The following is a 14,053-nucleotide window of genomic DNA, read 5'->3' as shown; positions in this document are numbered from 1 at the left end:
CGCCGCCATCACCCCTTCCCCGGTTGCCCCATCCCCACCAGCGGCTAAGGTCGTGCGTGACATTGGAGGGGACGCCATCATGAAGAAGACCACGCTCACCGCTATCCTGGCCGCCGTTCTAGCGGCCGGTGCCGCGCCCGCCATCGCCCAGGACGCGGGGCTGAAAGCGGCGGTCAAGGCGGACTACGACGCCAACCTGGCCAGTCTGTTCGACCACTTCCACCGCAACCCCGAACTGTCGGGCCTCGAAGTCCAGACCGCCGCCCGCATGGCGCAGGAGCTGCGCGCGCTGGACTATGACGTGACCACCGGCGTCGGCGGCACGGGCGTGGTCGCCGTCCTGCGCAACGGCCCCGGCCCCACGGTCATGATCCGCGCCGACATGGACGGCCTGCCGGTCGAGGAGAAGTCGGGCCTCGCCAACGCCTCCACCGCCCGCCAGGTCGACAGCGACGGCGTGGAGAAGCCCGTCATGCACGCCTGCGGCCATGACGTGCACATCACCGCCCTGGTCGGCACCGCGCGCCAGATGCAGGCGCGCAAGGCCAACTGGTCCGGCACCCTCGTCCTGATCGCCCAGCCGGCCGAGGAGCGCATCTTCGGCGCCCGCGCCATGGTCGAGGACGGCCTCTACTCCCGCTTCCCCAAGCCGGACTACGCCCTGGCCTTCCACGTCTCGGCCGACACCCCGACCGGCAAGATCGAGGCGCCGCTGGGCATCACCTCCTCCAGCTCGGACAGCGTGGACATCGCCGTCCACGGCGTCGGCACGCACGGCGCCTCGCCGCACATGGGGGTCGATCCCATCCTGGTCGCCTCGCACATCGTGGTGGCGCTGCAGTCCCTGCGCAGCCGCGAGACCAATCCGCTGGAGGGCGCCGTGGTCACGGTCGGCGCCATCAAGGGTGGCATCAAGCACAACATCATCTCGGACCGCGTGGACCTGCAGCTGACCGTCCGCGCCGACAGCCCCGAGGTGCGCGCCCAGCTGCTGGACGGCATCGACCGCATCGCCCGCAACACGGCCCTGGCCCTGGGCGTGCCCGACGACAAGCTGCCGACCGTGGTGCGTTCGCCCCTTGAGAACACCCCGCCGACCATCAACGACGCCGAGACCGCCACCCGCGTGCGCGTCGCCCTGACCGCGGGTCTGGGCGACGACGTGCTGATCGACAAGCCGCGCGGCGGCATGGGCGCCGAGGATTTCGCCTATTTCGTCACCCCCGAAAGCGGAGTGAAGGGCGTCTACTTCAGCGTCGGCGGCACCCCGCCCGCACAGGTGGACGACGCCCCCGGCCACCACTCGCCCCTGTTCCGCATCACGCCCGAACCCGCCGTGACCCTGGGCGTCGAAGGCTCGGTCCTGGCCGCCGAGGCCCTGATGCCCAAGCGTTAGGCGAGGGGCGCTGAACCCGGCGGCGCCGCAGCCGTTCCTCAGGCAGGTTCCGCTTCCCGAGGAGACGCCGCCGATGCCCCTGCCCCGCCTTTCCACCCTGCTGGGCGGCCTGCTGCTGTCCCGCCGGGGCCGCAGCATGGCCGCCCGCCACGCGGGCAAGATCGCCCTGGCGACCCTGGCCTGGCGGCTGTGGAAGAGCCGCCGCGCGCCGGTCCAGAGCGCCGGGACGGGTGGAGCAGGCGCCCGCGCGCCGCACCGGCGTCAGCGCTGGAGCGGACGGCGCCGCTGACGGCGCGTCGTCCCGCCGAGGAAACCCGGATCGGCCGACGGCGTTAACATCTTCATGCGTTTGTCCGTTATCCAGGTCATCGCCGCCCTGTTCGCGGCCGTCTGTCTCGTCATCGCCTTCATCGCCGCGGGCGTCGCGGTCGTATCGGGCGTCTTCATGCTTCTGGCCGTCGCCGCCCTGGGCTTCATCGCCTGGAGCGCCCTGCGGCGCGCCTTCAGCAAGGCGCGCGGGCCGTCATCCCCGCCCGCCCCGCCCTCCGGGCCGTAGGGAAACCGCCGAAACACGGCTGCGCGCTTGCGTCGCGCGGCATGGCGCCGTTTCGCCATCTTGAGTTTGGGCGTCGGGCGCCCTAACTTCCTTCCCCGGTCACGCAACGCCCCCGTGGCCGCAGCGGTACCGGAACGTCTCTCACCTGTCTTCGGGCGTAGCAAGAAACTCACGACACAATGGAAAAAGTGCCGATGACGGCCGAGGGATATCGCTCCCTCGACGATCAACTCAAGCAATTGAAGTCGGTGGAACGACCCAGCGTGATCGCCGCCATCGCGGAAGCCCGCGAACATGGCGATCTGTCTGAAAACGCCGAATACCACGCCGCCAAGGAACGCCAGGGCTGGATCGAAGGCTCGATCGCCGAGATCGAGGACAAGCTGTCGCGCGCCCAGGTGATCGACGTGTCCAAGCTTTCGGGCGACCAGGTCAAGTTCGGCGCCACCGTCACCTTCGTGGACGAGGACACCGAGGAAGAAGGCGTCTATCAGATCGTCGGCGAACACGAAGCCGACGTGAAGCTGGGCAAGATCTCCATCGCCTCGCCGATCGCCCGCGCCCTGATCTCGAAAGAGGTCGGCGACGTGGTCGAGGTCAACACGCCCGGCGGCGTGAAGGCCTATGAGATCCTCAAGGTCGAGTGGAAGTAACCTCCGCCGACATCGAGGCTGAAGGCAGGGCGCGCGGCTTGGCCGCGCGCCCTCTTTCCATCTGGGTCGTGTCCGACGGCCGCACCGGCATCCAGAACCAGGCCTTAGGGCTGGCCGAGGCGGTCGCCCGCCTGACCCCGGCCGAGATCACGGTTCAAACCGTCCGCTGGCGCCCCGCCTTCGACCGCTGGCCGTCGGCGCTGAAGACCCCCGCCATGCTGGCGCCGGGGTCGTTCGATCCGCGCGACGTGACCGAATGGCCCGACCTGTGGATCGCCACCGGCCGCGCCAGCCTGCCGCTGTCGGCGCGCGTGCGCGGCTGGAGCGGCGGCAAGACCTTCGTCGTCCAGACCCAGGATCCGCGCTGGCGCAACGACCGCTACGACCTGATCGTCGCCCCCGCCCACGACGGGTTGAGCGGCCCCAACGTCCTGTCGATCACCGGCAGCCCCCATCGCATCACCCGTGAAAGACTGGCCGAGGCCGCGCCCGCCTTCGCCGCACGCATCGCCCCCCTGCCCCATCCGCGCGTGGCGGTGATGGTCGGCGGCGCGTCCGCCGCCTTCGACCTGCCCCCCGCCCACGCCGCCGAACTGGCCGACCGGATCGCCAAGGCCGTATCGGCCGCGAACGGCGCCCTGCTGCTGACCTATTCGCGCCGCACGCCCGAAGCGGCCAAGGCGGCGATGACCGAGCGCCTGTCGGCCCTGCCCGGCTGGATCTGGGACGGCGAGGGCGACAATCCCCTGTTCGCCATGCTGGACAGCGCCGACCACATCCTCGTCACCGAGGACAGCGCCAACATGGCGACCGAGGCCGCCTCGACCGGCAAGCCCGTCCACATCCTGCCGATGGTCGCGAAGAAGGCGCCGGGCAAGTTCGCCCGCCTGCACGCCGATCTTCAGGCGCGCGGCGCCGCCCGACCCTTCGACGGGTCGCTGGCGCCCTGGACCTATGAGCCGCTGAACGAGACCGAGCGCGCCGCCCGCGCCGTGCTGGCGGCGACGCGCCGCGCCTAGTCGCCGCCGCCGTCGCCTCCGCCGTCGGAACCGTCGCTGTGGTGGCTGTTCACGCAGGGAACGCCGTCCGTCAGCGGCGCAGCCTCTTCGGTCTTCTTGTCCGCGCGCTTGACGCCGCTCAGCCCCATCAGGGCCACGCCCAGACCCGAACCGATGGCCACGCCCAGCGCCAGCCACATCGCCAGATTGTCGGTCGCCGCGCCGATCCCGGCGCCGATCGCGATGCCCGCGCCGATGCCGACCGGCATCCAGACCGCCTTGTTCACCTGTTTCATCTCGTCCCCTCGTTGAAAACCCGAACTAGCCCAGCGACAGCCGGGCCATGTTCTGATCGCCGCGCTGACAGGTCGGCCCGCTCTCGGAACGGATCGACACCCCCGCCGCCGCCAGTTCGGCCAGGAAGACCTGTCCGGCGTCCGGCTGGGCCTCGCGTCCCTCGGCTGCGGGCGCGCCCGGCGCCGGTCGGCACAGGCTCACCGCCGGCGCCGCCCGCCAGCGCGCCAGGGCCCAGACCATGCGCGCGCGCGCCTCGGCGTCGCCCAGGTCCACCGCCTTCGGCTCCTGCACCGGCGGCGTCACCCACACGTCCACCCCGTCGAACCGCGTCCGCAGGGCCGCCTCCAGCGCATAGGCGCTGTCCAGGTCCAGCCCCGCATCGGGCCGCAGCAGGACGATGGCCCGCCGCCCCTCGGCGTCAGTCATCACCGCATCGGTGGCGAAGGGCACGGCCTCGGCCAGGCGGTTGCGCAGGGCCGCCGCCGGATCAGGGGCCGCTGACTGGCTGGTCTGCACGGCGCGCGCCGCCGCCTGCGGATCGGCCACGACGATCTGGTCCAGGGTCGCCGACACCGGCACGTGCAGGGCGCCGGTCAGCCGCTCCTGCAGCCGCGCCTGGGCGTCGGCCACCAGCTTGCGCGTGCTGACCAGAGCCGAGACCGTCACGCCGCGCCCCTCGCTGCGCGCGTCCAGCAGGGTGATGCGCGACTCGGCGCCGGCGAAGATGTCCTCGACCGCCACCCGGGTCTCGGCCGTGGCCCGGCTCTCCAGGGCGATGCTGCGCAGCGACAGGGCCAAGGGCACGGCCAGCAGGACGAACACGACCATGACCGCCACCCCGCGCCAGGGCTTGGGCCGCTCCAGCAGACGCGGCCGGAAGCCGTAGAAGCCCGCCGTCACCGTCGCCGCCAGGGCGATGGCCACCAGGTTGGTCATGAACAGGAAGAAGGCGCCCCCCGCGATCGACAGGTCGCCGGTCCCCAGACCGAAGCCCACCGTCGCGACCGGCGGCATCAGGGCGGTGGCGATGGCCACGCCGATGATGGTCTCGCCGCGCTGGCGGATCACCGCATAGGCGCCCGCGATGCCGGAGAAGACCGCGATCAGCAGGTCGAAGAAGTTCGGCCGGGTGCGGGCCAGGATCTCGGCCGTCGGCTCCTTCAGCGGCGACAGCAGGGTCAGCAGGATCGCCACGAACAGGGCCAGCCCCACCCCGACGCCCAGCGCCGTCAGCGACTGCTTCAACTCGTTCCAGTCCAGCAGGGCCAGGGAGAAGCCCATGGCCACGATCGGCCCCATCATCGGCGACACCAGCATGGCCCCGATCACCACCGCCGGCGACGACAGCATCAGGCCCAGGGCCGCGATGGCGGCCGAGATCACCGTCATCATCAGATAGCGGCCGCTCAGCCCGCCGTTCTCATAGACGGCGGCGGCCGCCTCGGCGTGATCCACGCCGCGGCGGGCGCCGACCAGCAGACGACGCAGCAGGTTTCGGGTCTGGGCGGCGGCGGGCGTTTCGGCGGTCATACCCGTTTCATATCCCTCCATGAAGCGTGACGGAACGACAGGCGTCGCGAAATCGGGAATCAGCGCCTAAATAGGAGCCATGACCCAAGCCAAAGCCCCAGCCCGCACCGTCCGCGTCGCCATCATCGGTTCCGGCCCCGCCGGCTGGACCGCCGCCATCTACGCCGCTCGCGCCTCGCTGAACCCGGTGATCATCGCCGGCCTGCAGCCCGGCGGCCAGCTGACCATCACCACGGACGTCGAGAACTATCCCGGCTTCGCCGAGACCATCCAGGGCCCCTGGCTGATGCAGCAAATGCAGGCCCAGGCCGAGCACGTCGGCACGGAGGTCATCCACGACATCGTCACCCAGGCCGACCTGTCCCAGCGTCCCTTCCGCCTGACGCTGGACTCGGGCGCCGAGATCCTGGCCGAGACGGTCATCATCTCCACCGGCGCCCAGGCCAAATGGCTGGGTCTGGACTCCGAGGCTGAGTATCAGGGCTTCGGCGTCTCGGCCTGCGCCACCTGCGACGGCTTCTTCTATCGCGGCAAGCAGGTGGTGGTGGTCGGCGGCGGCAACACCGCCGTCGAGGAAGCCCTGTTCCTGACCAACTTCGCCGAGACCGTCACCGTGGTTCACCGCCGCGACGAGTTCCGCGCCGAGAAGATCCTGCAGGACCGCCTGTTCGCCCATCCCAAGATCAAGGTGATCTGGGACGTGGCCGTCGAGGAGATCGTCGGCGTCGTCGACGGCGTGGCCCGCAACGTCACCGGCGTGCGCCTGAAGAACGTCAAGACCGGCGAGATCAGCGAAATCCCCGCCGACGGCGTCTTCATCGCCATCGGCCACGCCCCCTCGTCCGAACTGTTCAAGGGCCAGCTGGAAACCAATTCCGGCGGCTATCTGCGGGTCAAGCCGGGCACGGCGGCGACCGCCATCGAAGGCGTCTGGGCCGCCGGCGACGTCACCGACGACGTCTATCGCCAGGCCGTGACGGCGGCGGGCATGGGCTGCATGGCCGCCCTCGAAGCCGCCCGCTTCCTCGCCGAGGAAGACCACAAGGCCGCCCACCATCCCATCAGCCACAAGGAAGCCGAGAAGATCGGCGCCTGGTGAGGCCTCAGGCCCCGCCCTAATCCGACAGGGCGGGCGCCGCCCGCGGCAGGCGCACCGTCGCCCGCAGCCCGCCTTCGGGGCGATCGCCCAGGACCACGCCGCCGCCGCTGCGCTCGATGATCGACCGACTGATCGCCAGGCCCAGCCCCGCCCCGCCCGTGGCGCGGCTGCGCGACGCCTCCAGCCTGTGAAACGGCGAGAATACCGCTTCCAGCTGATCTGGCGGCAGGCCCGGCCCTGAATCGTCGATGATGCAGACGACCGCGCCCTCCTCGGACATCACGGCGACCTCGGCTCGATCGCCGTACAGCACCGCGTTGTCGATCAGGTTGGACAGCGCCCGGTCCAGTTGGTCCCGATCGCCGTTGACCAGATACTCGCCGTCCGCCGCCAGCCTCACGTCCCGCCCCATTGCGACCTGCCGCGTCGCCATTTCGCGCGCCAGATCCGCCAGGTCGACAGGCTCGAGGGTCCACGGCGCATCCTCGCCCCGCACATAGGTCAGCAGTTGGGCGATCAGCCGCTCCATGCGCGCGATGTCGGCCGCCGCGGCCTCGCGCGGCGCGGCCGCCAGCCCCTCGACCCTCAGACGCAGGCCGGTCAGCGGCGTGCGCAGGTCATGGGCGACGGCGGCCATGATGGCGGTGCGCTCCTTCAGCGCCTCGCCCAGACGGTCGCGCATGGCGTCCAGCGCCCGGGCCGCTTCCTGGGCCTCGCGCGGGCCGCCGACGAAGGCCGCCGCACGACGGTCCCCCCGCGTCGCCTCGGCCAGCCGCTGGAAGGGCGCAGTCAACCGTCCGGCGCCCCACAAGGCCAGCGGCATCAGGACAGCGGCGGCGGTCAGGAAGGCCAGCGCCATGCGCAGACGCTGCGGCGTCAGCCAAGGCGACGGCGGCGTCGCCACGACCCAGCGCCCGTCCGCCTGACGCGCCGCCGCCTCGAAGGGCGCAAAGCTCATTCCCGGCGACAGGGCCATGCTCGTCAGCAGAGCCTTCATCCCCTCGGAAAGCGGCCCTGACGGCGCAGACGGCCCGCCCGCCGGGGCGCGCTCGGGGTTCAACGGCCGCACCCGCACCTCAGCGTCCAGCAGCACCGCCAGCCCGGCCTGAGCCACCAGGGCCTGCCCCTCGTGCGCCGCCTTGAACGGCGGCGCGGCGACGACGCGACGCCGCCAGCCGGTCTCCGCGTCTCCCGTCACAGCCGCCTCGACCTCGGCCAGCGTCACCCGTGCGGGCGACGGGGCGGGAAAGGCCAGGGCGATGACGAAGGCGACCGTCAGACTCAGCAGGATAGCCGCGACGGTGAAGCCCGCCGCCAAGGTGCGAATGGACAGGCTTCGGATGCTCATCCCCGCACCGGCGTGCGGAAGCGATAGCCCGCCCCGCGCACCGTCTCGATCAACGGCGCCTGTCCCGGCCGGTCCAGCTTGCGCCGCAGGCGGCTGACCGCCAGATCGACCGCTCGGTCGAAATTCTCGGCCAGCGGCCCGTGGGTGTTCTCCAGAATCTGATCGCGGCTGAGGATGCGCCCAGACGATCGCAGGAAGGTCAGCAGCAGGGCGAACTCGCCCCCTGTCAGCTCGACCGGCGCTCCCGCCGGATCGTTCAGGCGCCGCGTCTCGACCTCCAGCGTCCAGCCCTCGAAGATCAGCGGTCGATCCGTCGCCTCGTCCAGAAGGGCGGGGCGACGCAACACTGCGCGGACGCGGGCCAGGAGCTCGCGCGGCTCGAACGGCTTGGGCAGATAATCGGCGGCCCCGACCTCCAGCCCGACGATGCGGTCGGTGGTCTCGCCCATGGCGCTCAGCATCAGCACCGGCGCCCGCCCCTGCAGCCGTCGACAGATCGACAGCCCGTCCTCGCCCGGCATCATCACATCCAGAACGACCAGGTCCGGCGCGGCCTCGGCCAGCCGCGCGTCCATCGCCCCGCCGCTGTCGGCGGTCCGCACGGCATAGCCGGCGCCCGACAGATAGTCCTGCAGCGCCGCCCTCAGGCTGGCGTCGTCATCAACGATCAGAATGTCGGCCGTCGCGTCCATGCTCCCCCTTTTCTTCTTCCCCCTTGTATCTCTCGTGTGTCGGAACGCCCTCGGCAAGCGCCCGCAGCCGACATGAAGGCGATACGAACGCCCACGAGCCTGTCTTCCCATCTTCGGAGACGCCCATGCTCGCCCTCGTCCTGCTGCTGACCTCGACCGCTCCCTCCCCGGTCCCCGATCCGATGTGCGCCCGCGCTCTGCGTGCTGCGCCCGATCTCAGTTGCGCGGCGGCGGATCACGGCGTCGCCCTGGCCGCCTCGCCAGCGGAAGCGGAACGGCTGGTGAGCTACGCGCGCGCGGGCGAAGCCCGCTTCAGCACCCGCTTCGACCGCGACATCGCCCCCTATGTCGTCGTCTCGACCCCGCCCCTGCCCGACCGGACCGCGCTGAACGCCGCGGGCTTCTCTCACATCCTGCCCTGGCCCGCGCCACGGGCGTTCGACGAGGCGGCGCGCCGCAGCATCGAACAAGGCGCGCGCAGTTTCGCCGCCTCCCAGAACATGAGCCCGGCCCAGACCGAGGAAGTCGTCGCCCGCGCCCTGTCCCAGATCCCCGACGCCAAGGCCCAGGCCGCGCTGGACGCCGGCATGGTCCCGCATGAACTGGGTCACCTGTGGTTCACCGCCGCCTTCTGGCCGGAACGGGCCGCGGCGGACGCCGCCCCGCGCCACTACGGCGGCCCCGGCCCCGACTGGCTGGACGAAGCCGCCGCCGTCATTCTGGAAGACGAGCCGACCGCCGCCCAGCGCCGCGACCACTTCCGCGCCCTGATGAAGGGAGAAGCCGTCCCCGCCGTCGGTCCCATCAACGGCCGCGCCATACTGCTGGACCTGCCCGGCTTGTTGGCGCGCGAGCATCCCGGTCTGGCGCGCGCCGTCGCGGTCGCGCCCGAACTGGCCGTCAAAGGCGGCGTCGGCGTCAGCTTCACCCCGGCGGGCGCCGGTCCTCGCCCGGCCGCGCTCGAGCGCGTCTTCTACATCCAGACCCGTGTCTTCGCCGACTATCTGATCCGCATCTCAGACCACCCGGCCATCCTGGCCGTCATCGCCCAGGCGATGGCGGACGGACGCAGCTTCGAAGACTGGTTGGCGTCTGACGGCGCAGCCCATGGCCTGCCCTCGACCCTCTCCGCCCTCAGCGACGGCTGGCGAGATTACGCCTTAGGCGTTTAGGCGATCGCCCGTCCTCAACCCTGAGGCTTGCCGACCTCTTCGACCGCCATGGGGGTGACGCCCGCAGGCGGCGGGGCGGTCACGGTCACGCTGGGGACGGCGCCGCTCTCGAAGGCCTTGAGCCGTTCGTTGATGGCGGCGATCTCATCCTTGCCGGCCTGGCGGCGGCCGCCCAGGCTGGCGACGCCCACCACGCGGGTCTGGCCGTCGATCTCGACCGTGCGCAGTTCGCCCGACCTGGCGCCCTCCAGCGCCGCTTCCACGCTGTCGGCGGCCGTGGCCAGCAGAACGCGGGACTGGGCGAAGCGGGCCTCGTCGATCGACGGCTCGCGGCCGGAATAGGCGGTGACGAAGGCGGCCGTCTCACCGGCCGCGCCCTTCCAGCGATAGAAGATGTGCGCCCCGACCTGGGTGATCTTGGCCAGGCTCGGCGACCACCAGGGGTGGACATAATCCGCGTGGTAATGGGTCGCCGTGCCCACGCGCTCGGACACATGGCCGTTCAGGGCGCGCACCGCGACCCGCTCGGCCCGATCCCAGGCCCAGCGCACCGGGCCCCGCGCCAGGGAGCCGTCGCAGGTGAAGCTGAACTGGCAGCCCGTGGTCCGCTCGGCGCCCTGATAGACGACGCCGCAGACGCTGGAGGGATAGTTGGGATCGCGAACCCGGTTCAGCACGACCTGGGCCACGCCCTCCTGCCCCTCGGTCGGCTCCAGCGCCGCCTCGTAATAGACCGCCTGGGTCAGGCAGCGCAGGGCGCGCCGACGCGACGCCTCGTCCGCCGGACGGAACAGGAAAGGCCGCGCGGGCTGAAGCGCGCCCAAGGCGTTGGGCATGGCGGCGTTCAACTGCTGCGCCGCGACGCCGGCCACGCCCTGATCCAAGGAGGGCTTGCCGCCCAGGGTCAGACTCTCCCAGCCGGGGGTCAGGCCGTAAAGCTCGGGCAGGCCCAGAGCCGGGTCGTGCCGACGCGCGATCGCCAGTTGCCCCGCATCCATCCGCGCCGTCACCGCCGCCAGGCCGTCCGGCCCCAGGTCGCCGCCCGTGGCGCGGGCCACGGCTTCGGCGGTGCGGTCGATGTCGGGGCGCGGGGTCGAACTGGCCGACATGGCCACGCCCATCGCCGCCAGGGTCACGGCCATGGCAGCGGGCGCCGCTGCCACAGCCCGGCGTCCGGTCGTCTTCAGCGGCGTAAGGCGGCCGAGGTTCATGCGGTGTCCGTATAGCGGCGTCTGACGGCGCCGGAAATCAGCGATCTGCATGACCGCCCAATCCGGCGCTTTTCAGACGCGAAGATTACCGTTCCGTGAGGCGGAAGCGGCGATCTCCTCGCCGCTTAACGATCGCCCAGGCTGGAGCGCAGCATCCAGGCGGCCTTTTCATGGGCGGCCAGACGCTGGGTCATCAGGTCGACCGAGGCCTCGTCCCCCACCTCGTCGGCGGCGTCCAGGGCCGCGCGCGCGGTCGAGATGACCACGCCGTGGTCCTTGATCAGCTCTTTGAGCATCTCGGACGCATCCTTCTCCGGATCGCCGTCCTTGATCGAGGTCAGATTGGCGAAGGCCGAGGCGCTCTGCGGGGCCAGTGCGCCCAGGGCGCGGATGCGCTCGGCGATGTCGTCCAGGGCGGCCCAGATCTCGCGGTACTGCTCTTCCAGCAGGTTGTGCAGGCTGAAGAACTCCGGCCCGCGTACGTTCCAGTGATAGCCGTGCGTCTTCAGATAGAGGGCGTAGCTGTCGGCCAGGGCCTTGGACAGTTCGCGCGCGACGTCGGCGCGTTCCTTGGGCTTGAGACCGGTGTCGATGGCGTTCATGACGGCTCCCGTTGGCAGTGCTGTGTGAAGATCAGCCTTGCAGTTAGGTCGCCGAACGCACGATCCAAGAGGTCGGCGGCGACGCGTCGCAGGAATCTTCGCCCCTGTAACGCGATGGCCGCTTGAGCGTTGCCCCTCCCGGTCAAGGAGGGGGCATGGCGCGTGCTTAGCGCTGGCGCGCCTTGCGGGCGGCGTAGCGCGCGTCGCGGGCCGCCTTCTGCTCTTCCTTGGTCAGTTGCTTGCGCTCCTTGCGGGCGGCGCGCTTGGCGGCGTCGACCTCTTCCTGGGCGGCCATTTCGGCGGCCAGGCGGGCGGCTTCCTTCTCAGCCTTCTCGCGGCGCGCCTCGGCCTTGGCCAGTTCGTGCTGCTGGCGGATCGCTTCCTTCTCGGCGGCGCGCTTTTCGGCGAGTTTCTCGAACTCGGGATCCTGAACGGTCGGCTTCGGCTTGAACCGGGCCAGCAGGGCTTGTTTGGCGTCTTTCTGGGCGGACAGGCGGTCGTTGAAGCCGGTGTTCTTGAGGTCGCGCATGCTGAGAGGCGGGTGTCCTTAATAGGGAATGGATATGACGAAAAAGGCCGATCGCCAGGGCGACGGCCGCAGATCGGGCCGGAAGGCGCATCTCGACGCGCTCGACCCGGCGCGAGGCCAAAGCCGAATTTCACGCCGAAATCAAGCTCTACGGCCCGTTTTCATGGGATTTAGCGGCGATGGGGCCGCCAGAACGCAGAACACGGCCGCTCGACGCGGCCGCATCCATGTCGATGAATCAGTGCGGCTTCTGGGCGTGGCCGACGGCCGCGCCGGCGGCGCCGCCGACCGCCGCTCCGACCGGACCGGCCACCACGGCCCCGGCGATCGCGCCGGTGGCGGCCTTCTGTTCAATGCTGTGGCCGCAGGCCGACAGCGCCAGGGCTCCGGCCCCGGCCAGCGCCACGACGGCCAGACGGGAAGCGATGCGGGTCATGGGTCAACTCCTTGAAATAGCACAGCTTGCAACGCGAGAGTCGCAGGCGGGTTCCCATCTATGGCGCGACTCTGACGAACAAGTTGTCACACCCTGATCAATAGCTTATTCGCGCCCCACGCACATCAGCGCCAATCTTCCATCAGCATATAAATACAGTCTTCGTAAGAAATTCTAAGGCGCAATTTCGTCACGATTAAAAACAATCCAAATAATGACTGAATGTCGCTTTCCCTATGCTGAGGAAATTGCAATTCTAGCGAATCAGTCACATTGAGGCCATGATCGGATGGATAAAGGCCCGCCTTCGAGGGCCGGCGTTCAGTCGGCGTTCGCCCGACCTGCTTAAGCGCGACGCGTCCTTGTCGCCGGGGTTCGGGATCTACGGGGGCGGCATCCTCGCCCTGTTGTACAGGACTACGCCTTTGTTTCTCTCCTCGCAGACGCGTGCGCTGATGCACGCCGCCCGCTCATTCCGCCTGCGCCCCACGACGGCTGCGGCGGCGTTCGGCGGCGTCGTCGGCCTCGCAGTCGGAGGGGCCTATCTGGGCGGCCTGGCCGCCCAGGCCTCGACCGTGCGCGCCCAGGCCGAGCGCCTGCAGGACGCCGGCGCCGGCGGCTACACCCAGGAAGCCCTGGCCCAGGCGGCCGGCGGCCTGGACGCCAGCGCCCTGACCATCGCCCATCGCCATGACCCCTATTCCGTCGCCGGCTCGGCCCAGCGCGACCGCCAGGCCGAACTGCTGACCGCCCGCCTGGAGCAGCTTCAGGGCCAGGACGGCCTGCGCCGTGAGTCCGCGACCAAGGTCTCCGCCGCCCGTCCCTTCCGCCTTGACGGCGCCCTGGACCAGTCACGCGACCTCGATTGCCTGACCCAGGCCGTCTATTATGAAGCGCGCGGCGAAGGCCGCGACGGCATGAAGGCCGTGGCCCAGGTGGTGCTGAACCGCGCCCGCCATCCCGCCTTCCCCAACACCGTCTGCAGCGTCGTCTATCAGGGCGCCAATCGCAGCACCGGTTGCCAGTTCAGCTTCACCTGCAACGGCGCCATGCGCGGCCGCGTCAATCGCGCCGCCTGGAACCGCGCCCGCGAAGTGGCGACCAAGGCTCTGTCGGGCCAGGTCTTCGCCGCCGTCGGCAACGCCACCCACTTCCACACCACCGCCGTCTCGCCGTCGTGGCGCAACAGCCTGGTGCGCGTGAACCAGGTCGGCGACCACCTGTTCTACCGCTTCGGCGGCCGCTCGGGCGGCAGCCAGGCCTTCGCCTACAACCCGCGCCCGTCGGGTCCGGCCGAGCAGGCTCCGCGCCTGATCCAGGCCAGCCTCGACCCGGTGGAGACCGCCCGCAACGCCTCGGGCGCCGTGGCCTACACCGCCGTCCTGGCCCGCGAAGCCCTGACCTCCGGCGGCAAGACGGAAGAGCGTCCGGTCGCCGCGCCGCGCGCCTCCGCGACGCCCCCACCGACGGCGACGCCCCCGGCCGCGCCGAAGCCCGCCGCCGCACCCGTCACGGTCAACGCCGAGGCCTGATC

The 14,053-nt window shown here is 70.7% G+C and carries 16 protein-coding genes; 8 read left to right on the top strand and 8 right to left on the bottom strand.

Annotated elements, in window-relative coordinates; all coding sequences use genetic code 11:
* Nucleotides 1-79: 79 nt before the first annotated feature.
* The 5 genes from ACU5AP_RS05250 to ACU5AP_RS05230 all read left to right on the top strand — a co-directional run bounded on the left by ACU5AP_RS05250 (nt 80) and on the right by ACU5AP_RS05230 (nt 3,624).
* Nucleotides 80-1,396: an amidohydrolase gene (locus tag ACU5AP_RS05250; RefSeq protein ID WP_128718741.1), complete on the top strand. Its 1,317-nt coding sequence runs from the start codon at nt 80-82 to the stop codon at nt 1,394-1,396.
* Between the two features lie 73 nt (nt 1,397-1,469).
* Complete coding sequence (locus tag ACU5AP_RS05245) at nt 1,470-1,685, top strand: hypothetical protein (protein WP_076223621.1); 216 nt, start codon at nt 1,470-1,472, stop codon at nt 1,683-1,685.
* Nucleotides 1,686-1,739: 54 nt separating this feature from the next.
* Nucleotides 1,740-1,952, top strand: coding sequence for a hypothetical protein (locus ACU5AP_RS05240; protein WP_003166074.1), 213 nt, complete (start codon nt 1,740-1,742; stop codon nt 1,950-1,952).
* A 179-nt stretch (nt 1,953-2,131) separates the two neighbouring features.
* Nucleotides 2,132-2,605 carry a transcription elongation factor GreA gene (gene greA / locus ACU5AP_RS05235; protein WP_003166075.1) on the top strand — a complete coding sequence of 158 codons (474 nt, stop codon included), beginning with the start codon at nt 2,132-2,134 and terminating at the stop codon, nt 2,603-2,605.
* Complete coding sequence (locus ACU5AP_RS05230; RefSeq protein WP_446680887.1) at nt 2,596-3,624, top strand: mitochondrial fission ELM1 family protein; 1,029 nt, start codon at nt 2,596-2,598, stop codon at nt 3,622-3,624. The genes greA and ACU5AP_RS05230 overlap by 10 nt, the downstream gene beginning before the upstream one ends.
* On the opposite strand, the gene ACU5AP_RS05225 is transcribed toward ACU5AP_RS05230, so the two are convergent.
* Together ACU5AP_RS05225 and ACU5AP_RS05220 are read right to left on the bottom strand one after the other, a co-directional pair.
* Nucleotides 3,621-3,899, bottom strand: coding sequence for a hypothetical protein (locus tag ACU5AP_RS05225; RefSeq protein ID WP_088491643.1), 279 nt, complete (start codon nt 3,897-3,899; stop codon nt 3,621-3,623). The genes ACU5AP_RS05230 and ACU5AP_RS05225 overlap by 4 nt on opposite strands.
* 25 nt (nt 3,900-3,924) lie before the next feature.
* Entirely contained in the window at nt 3,925-5,430 is a 1,506-nt protein-coding gene (locus ACU5AP_RS05220; RefSeq protein WP_076223617.1) for a TIGR00341 family protein, read from the bottom strand.
* Between the two features lie 79 nt (nt 5,431-5,509).
* On the opposite strand from ACU5AP_RS05220, the gene trxB reads away from it, so the two are divergent.
* On the top strand, nt 5,510-6,529 hold the full coding sequence (trxB, locus tag ACU5AP_RS05215; RefSeq protein ID WP_312294981.1) for a thioredoxin-disulfide reductase: 1,020 nt from the start codon (nt 5,510-5,512) through the stop codon (nt 6,527-6,529).
* A gap of 16 nt (nt 6,530-6,545) precedes the next feature.
* On the opposite strand, the gene ACU5AP_RS05210 is transcribed toward trxB, so the two are convergent.
* Together ACU5AP_RS05210 and ACU5AP_RS05205 are read right to left on the bottom strand one after the other, a co-directional pair.
* The gene (locus tag ACU5AP_RS05210) at nt 6,546-7,877 is read right to left on the bottom strand and encodes a sensor histidine kinase (RefSeq protein WP_446680886.1); all 1,332 of its coding nucleotides are present in this window, start codon (nt 7,875-7,877) and stop codon (nt 6,546-6,548) included.
* Complete coding sequence (locus tag ACU5AP_RS05205) at nt 7,874-8,569, bottom strand: response regulator (RefSeq protein WP_446680885.1); 696 nt, start codon at nt 8,567-8,569, stop codon at nt 7,874-7,876. The genes ACU5AP_RS05210 and ACU5AP_RS05205 overlap by 4 nt, the downstream gene beginning before the upstream one ends.
* Nucleotides 8,570-8,694: 125 nt before the next feature.
* On the opposite strand from ACU5AP_RS05205, the gene ACU5AP_RS05200 reads away from it, so the two are divergent.
* Nucleotides 8,695-9,741 (top strand): hypothetical protein, encoded by a 1,047-nt coding sequence (locus ACU5AP_RS05200; protein WP_446680884.1) that lies wholly within the window; start codon nt 8,695-8,697, stop codon nt 9,739-9,741.
* A gap of 14 nt (nt 9,742-9,755) precedes the next feature.
* Here ACU5AP_RS05200 and ACU5AP_RS05195 read toward each other — a convergent pair whose 3' ends face one another.
* The 4 genes from ACU5AP_RS05195 to ACU5AP_RS05180 form a co-directional block, all read right to left on the bottom strand.
* Complete coding sequence (locus ACU5AP_RS05195) at nt 9,756-11,003, bottom strand: cell wall hydrolase (protein ID WP_223850888.1); 1,248 nt, start codon at nt 11,001-11,003, stop codon at nt 9,756-9,758.
* 74 nt (nt 11,004-11,077) lie between these two features.
* Nucleotides 11,078-11,554: a Dps family protein gene (locus ACU5AP_RS05190; protein WP_446680883.1), complete on the bottom strand. Its 477-nt coding sequence runs from the start codon at nt 11,552-11,554 to the stop codon at nt 11,078-11,080.
* A 166-nt stretch (nt 11,555-11,720) separates the two neighbouring features.
* Nucleotides 11,721-12,083, bottom strand: coding sequence for a DUF6481 family protein (locus tag ACU5AP_RS05185; RefSeq protein ID WP_003166083.1), 363 nt, complete (start codon nt 12,081-12,083; stop codon nt 11,721-11,723).
* Between the two features lie 238 nt (nt 12,084-12,321).
* On the bottom strand, nt 12,322-12,519 hold the full coding sequence (locus ACU5AP_RS05180; protein ID WP_046652213.1) for a hypothetical protein: 198 nt from the start codon (nt 12,517-12,519) through the stop codon (nt 12,322-12,324).
* A 455-nt stretch (nt 12,520-12,974) separates the two neighbouring features.
* Here ACU5AP_RS05180 and ACU5AP_RS05175 point away from each other — a divergent pair, with 455 nt between their 5' ends.
* Nucleotides 12,975-14,051, top strand: a complete 1,077-nt coding sequence (locus ACU5AP_RS05175) for a cell wall hydrolase (RefSeq protein WP_446680882.1) — start codon at nt 12,975-12,977, stop codon at nt 14,049-14,051.
* Nucleotides 14,052-14,053: the final 2 nt, after the last annotated feature.

The organism is Brevundimonas sp. RM1 (assembly GCF_052907225.1).
The sequence above is the reverse complement of the archived record's forward strand: the minus strand, read 5'-3'. Positions and strand labels throughout refer to the sequence as shown.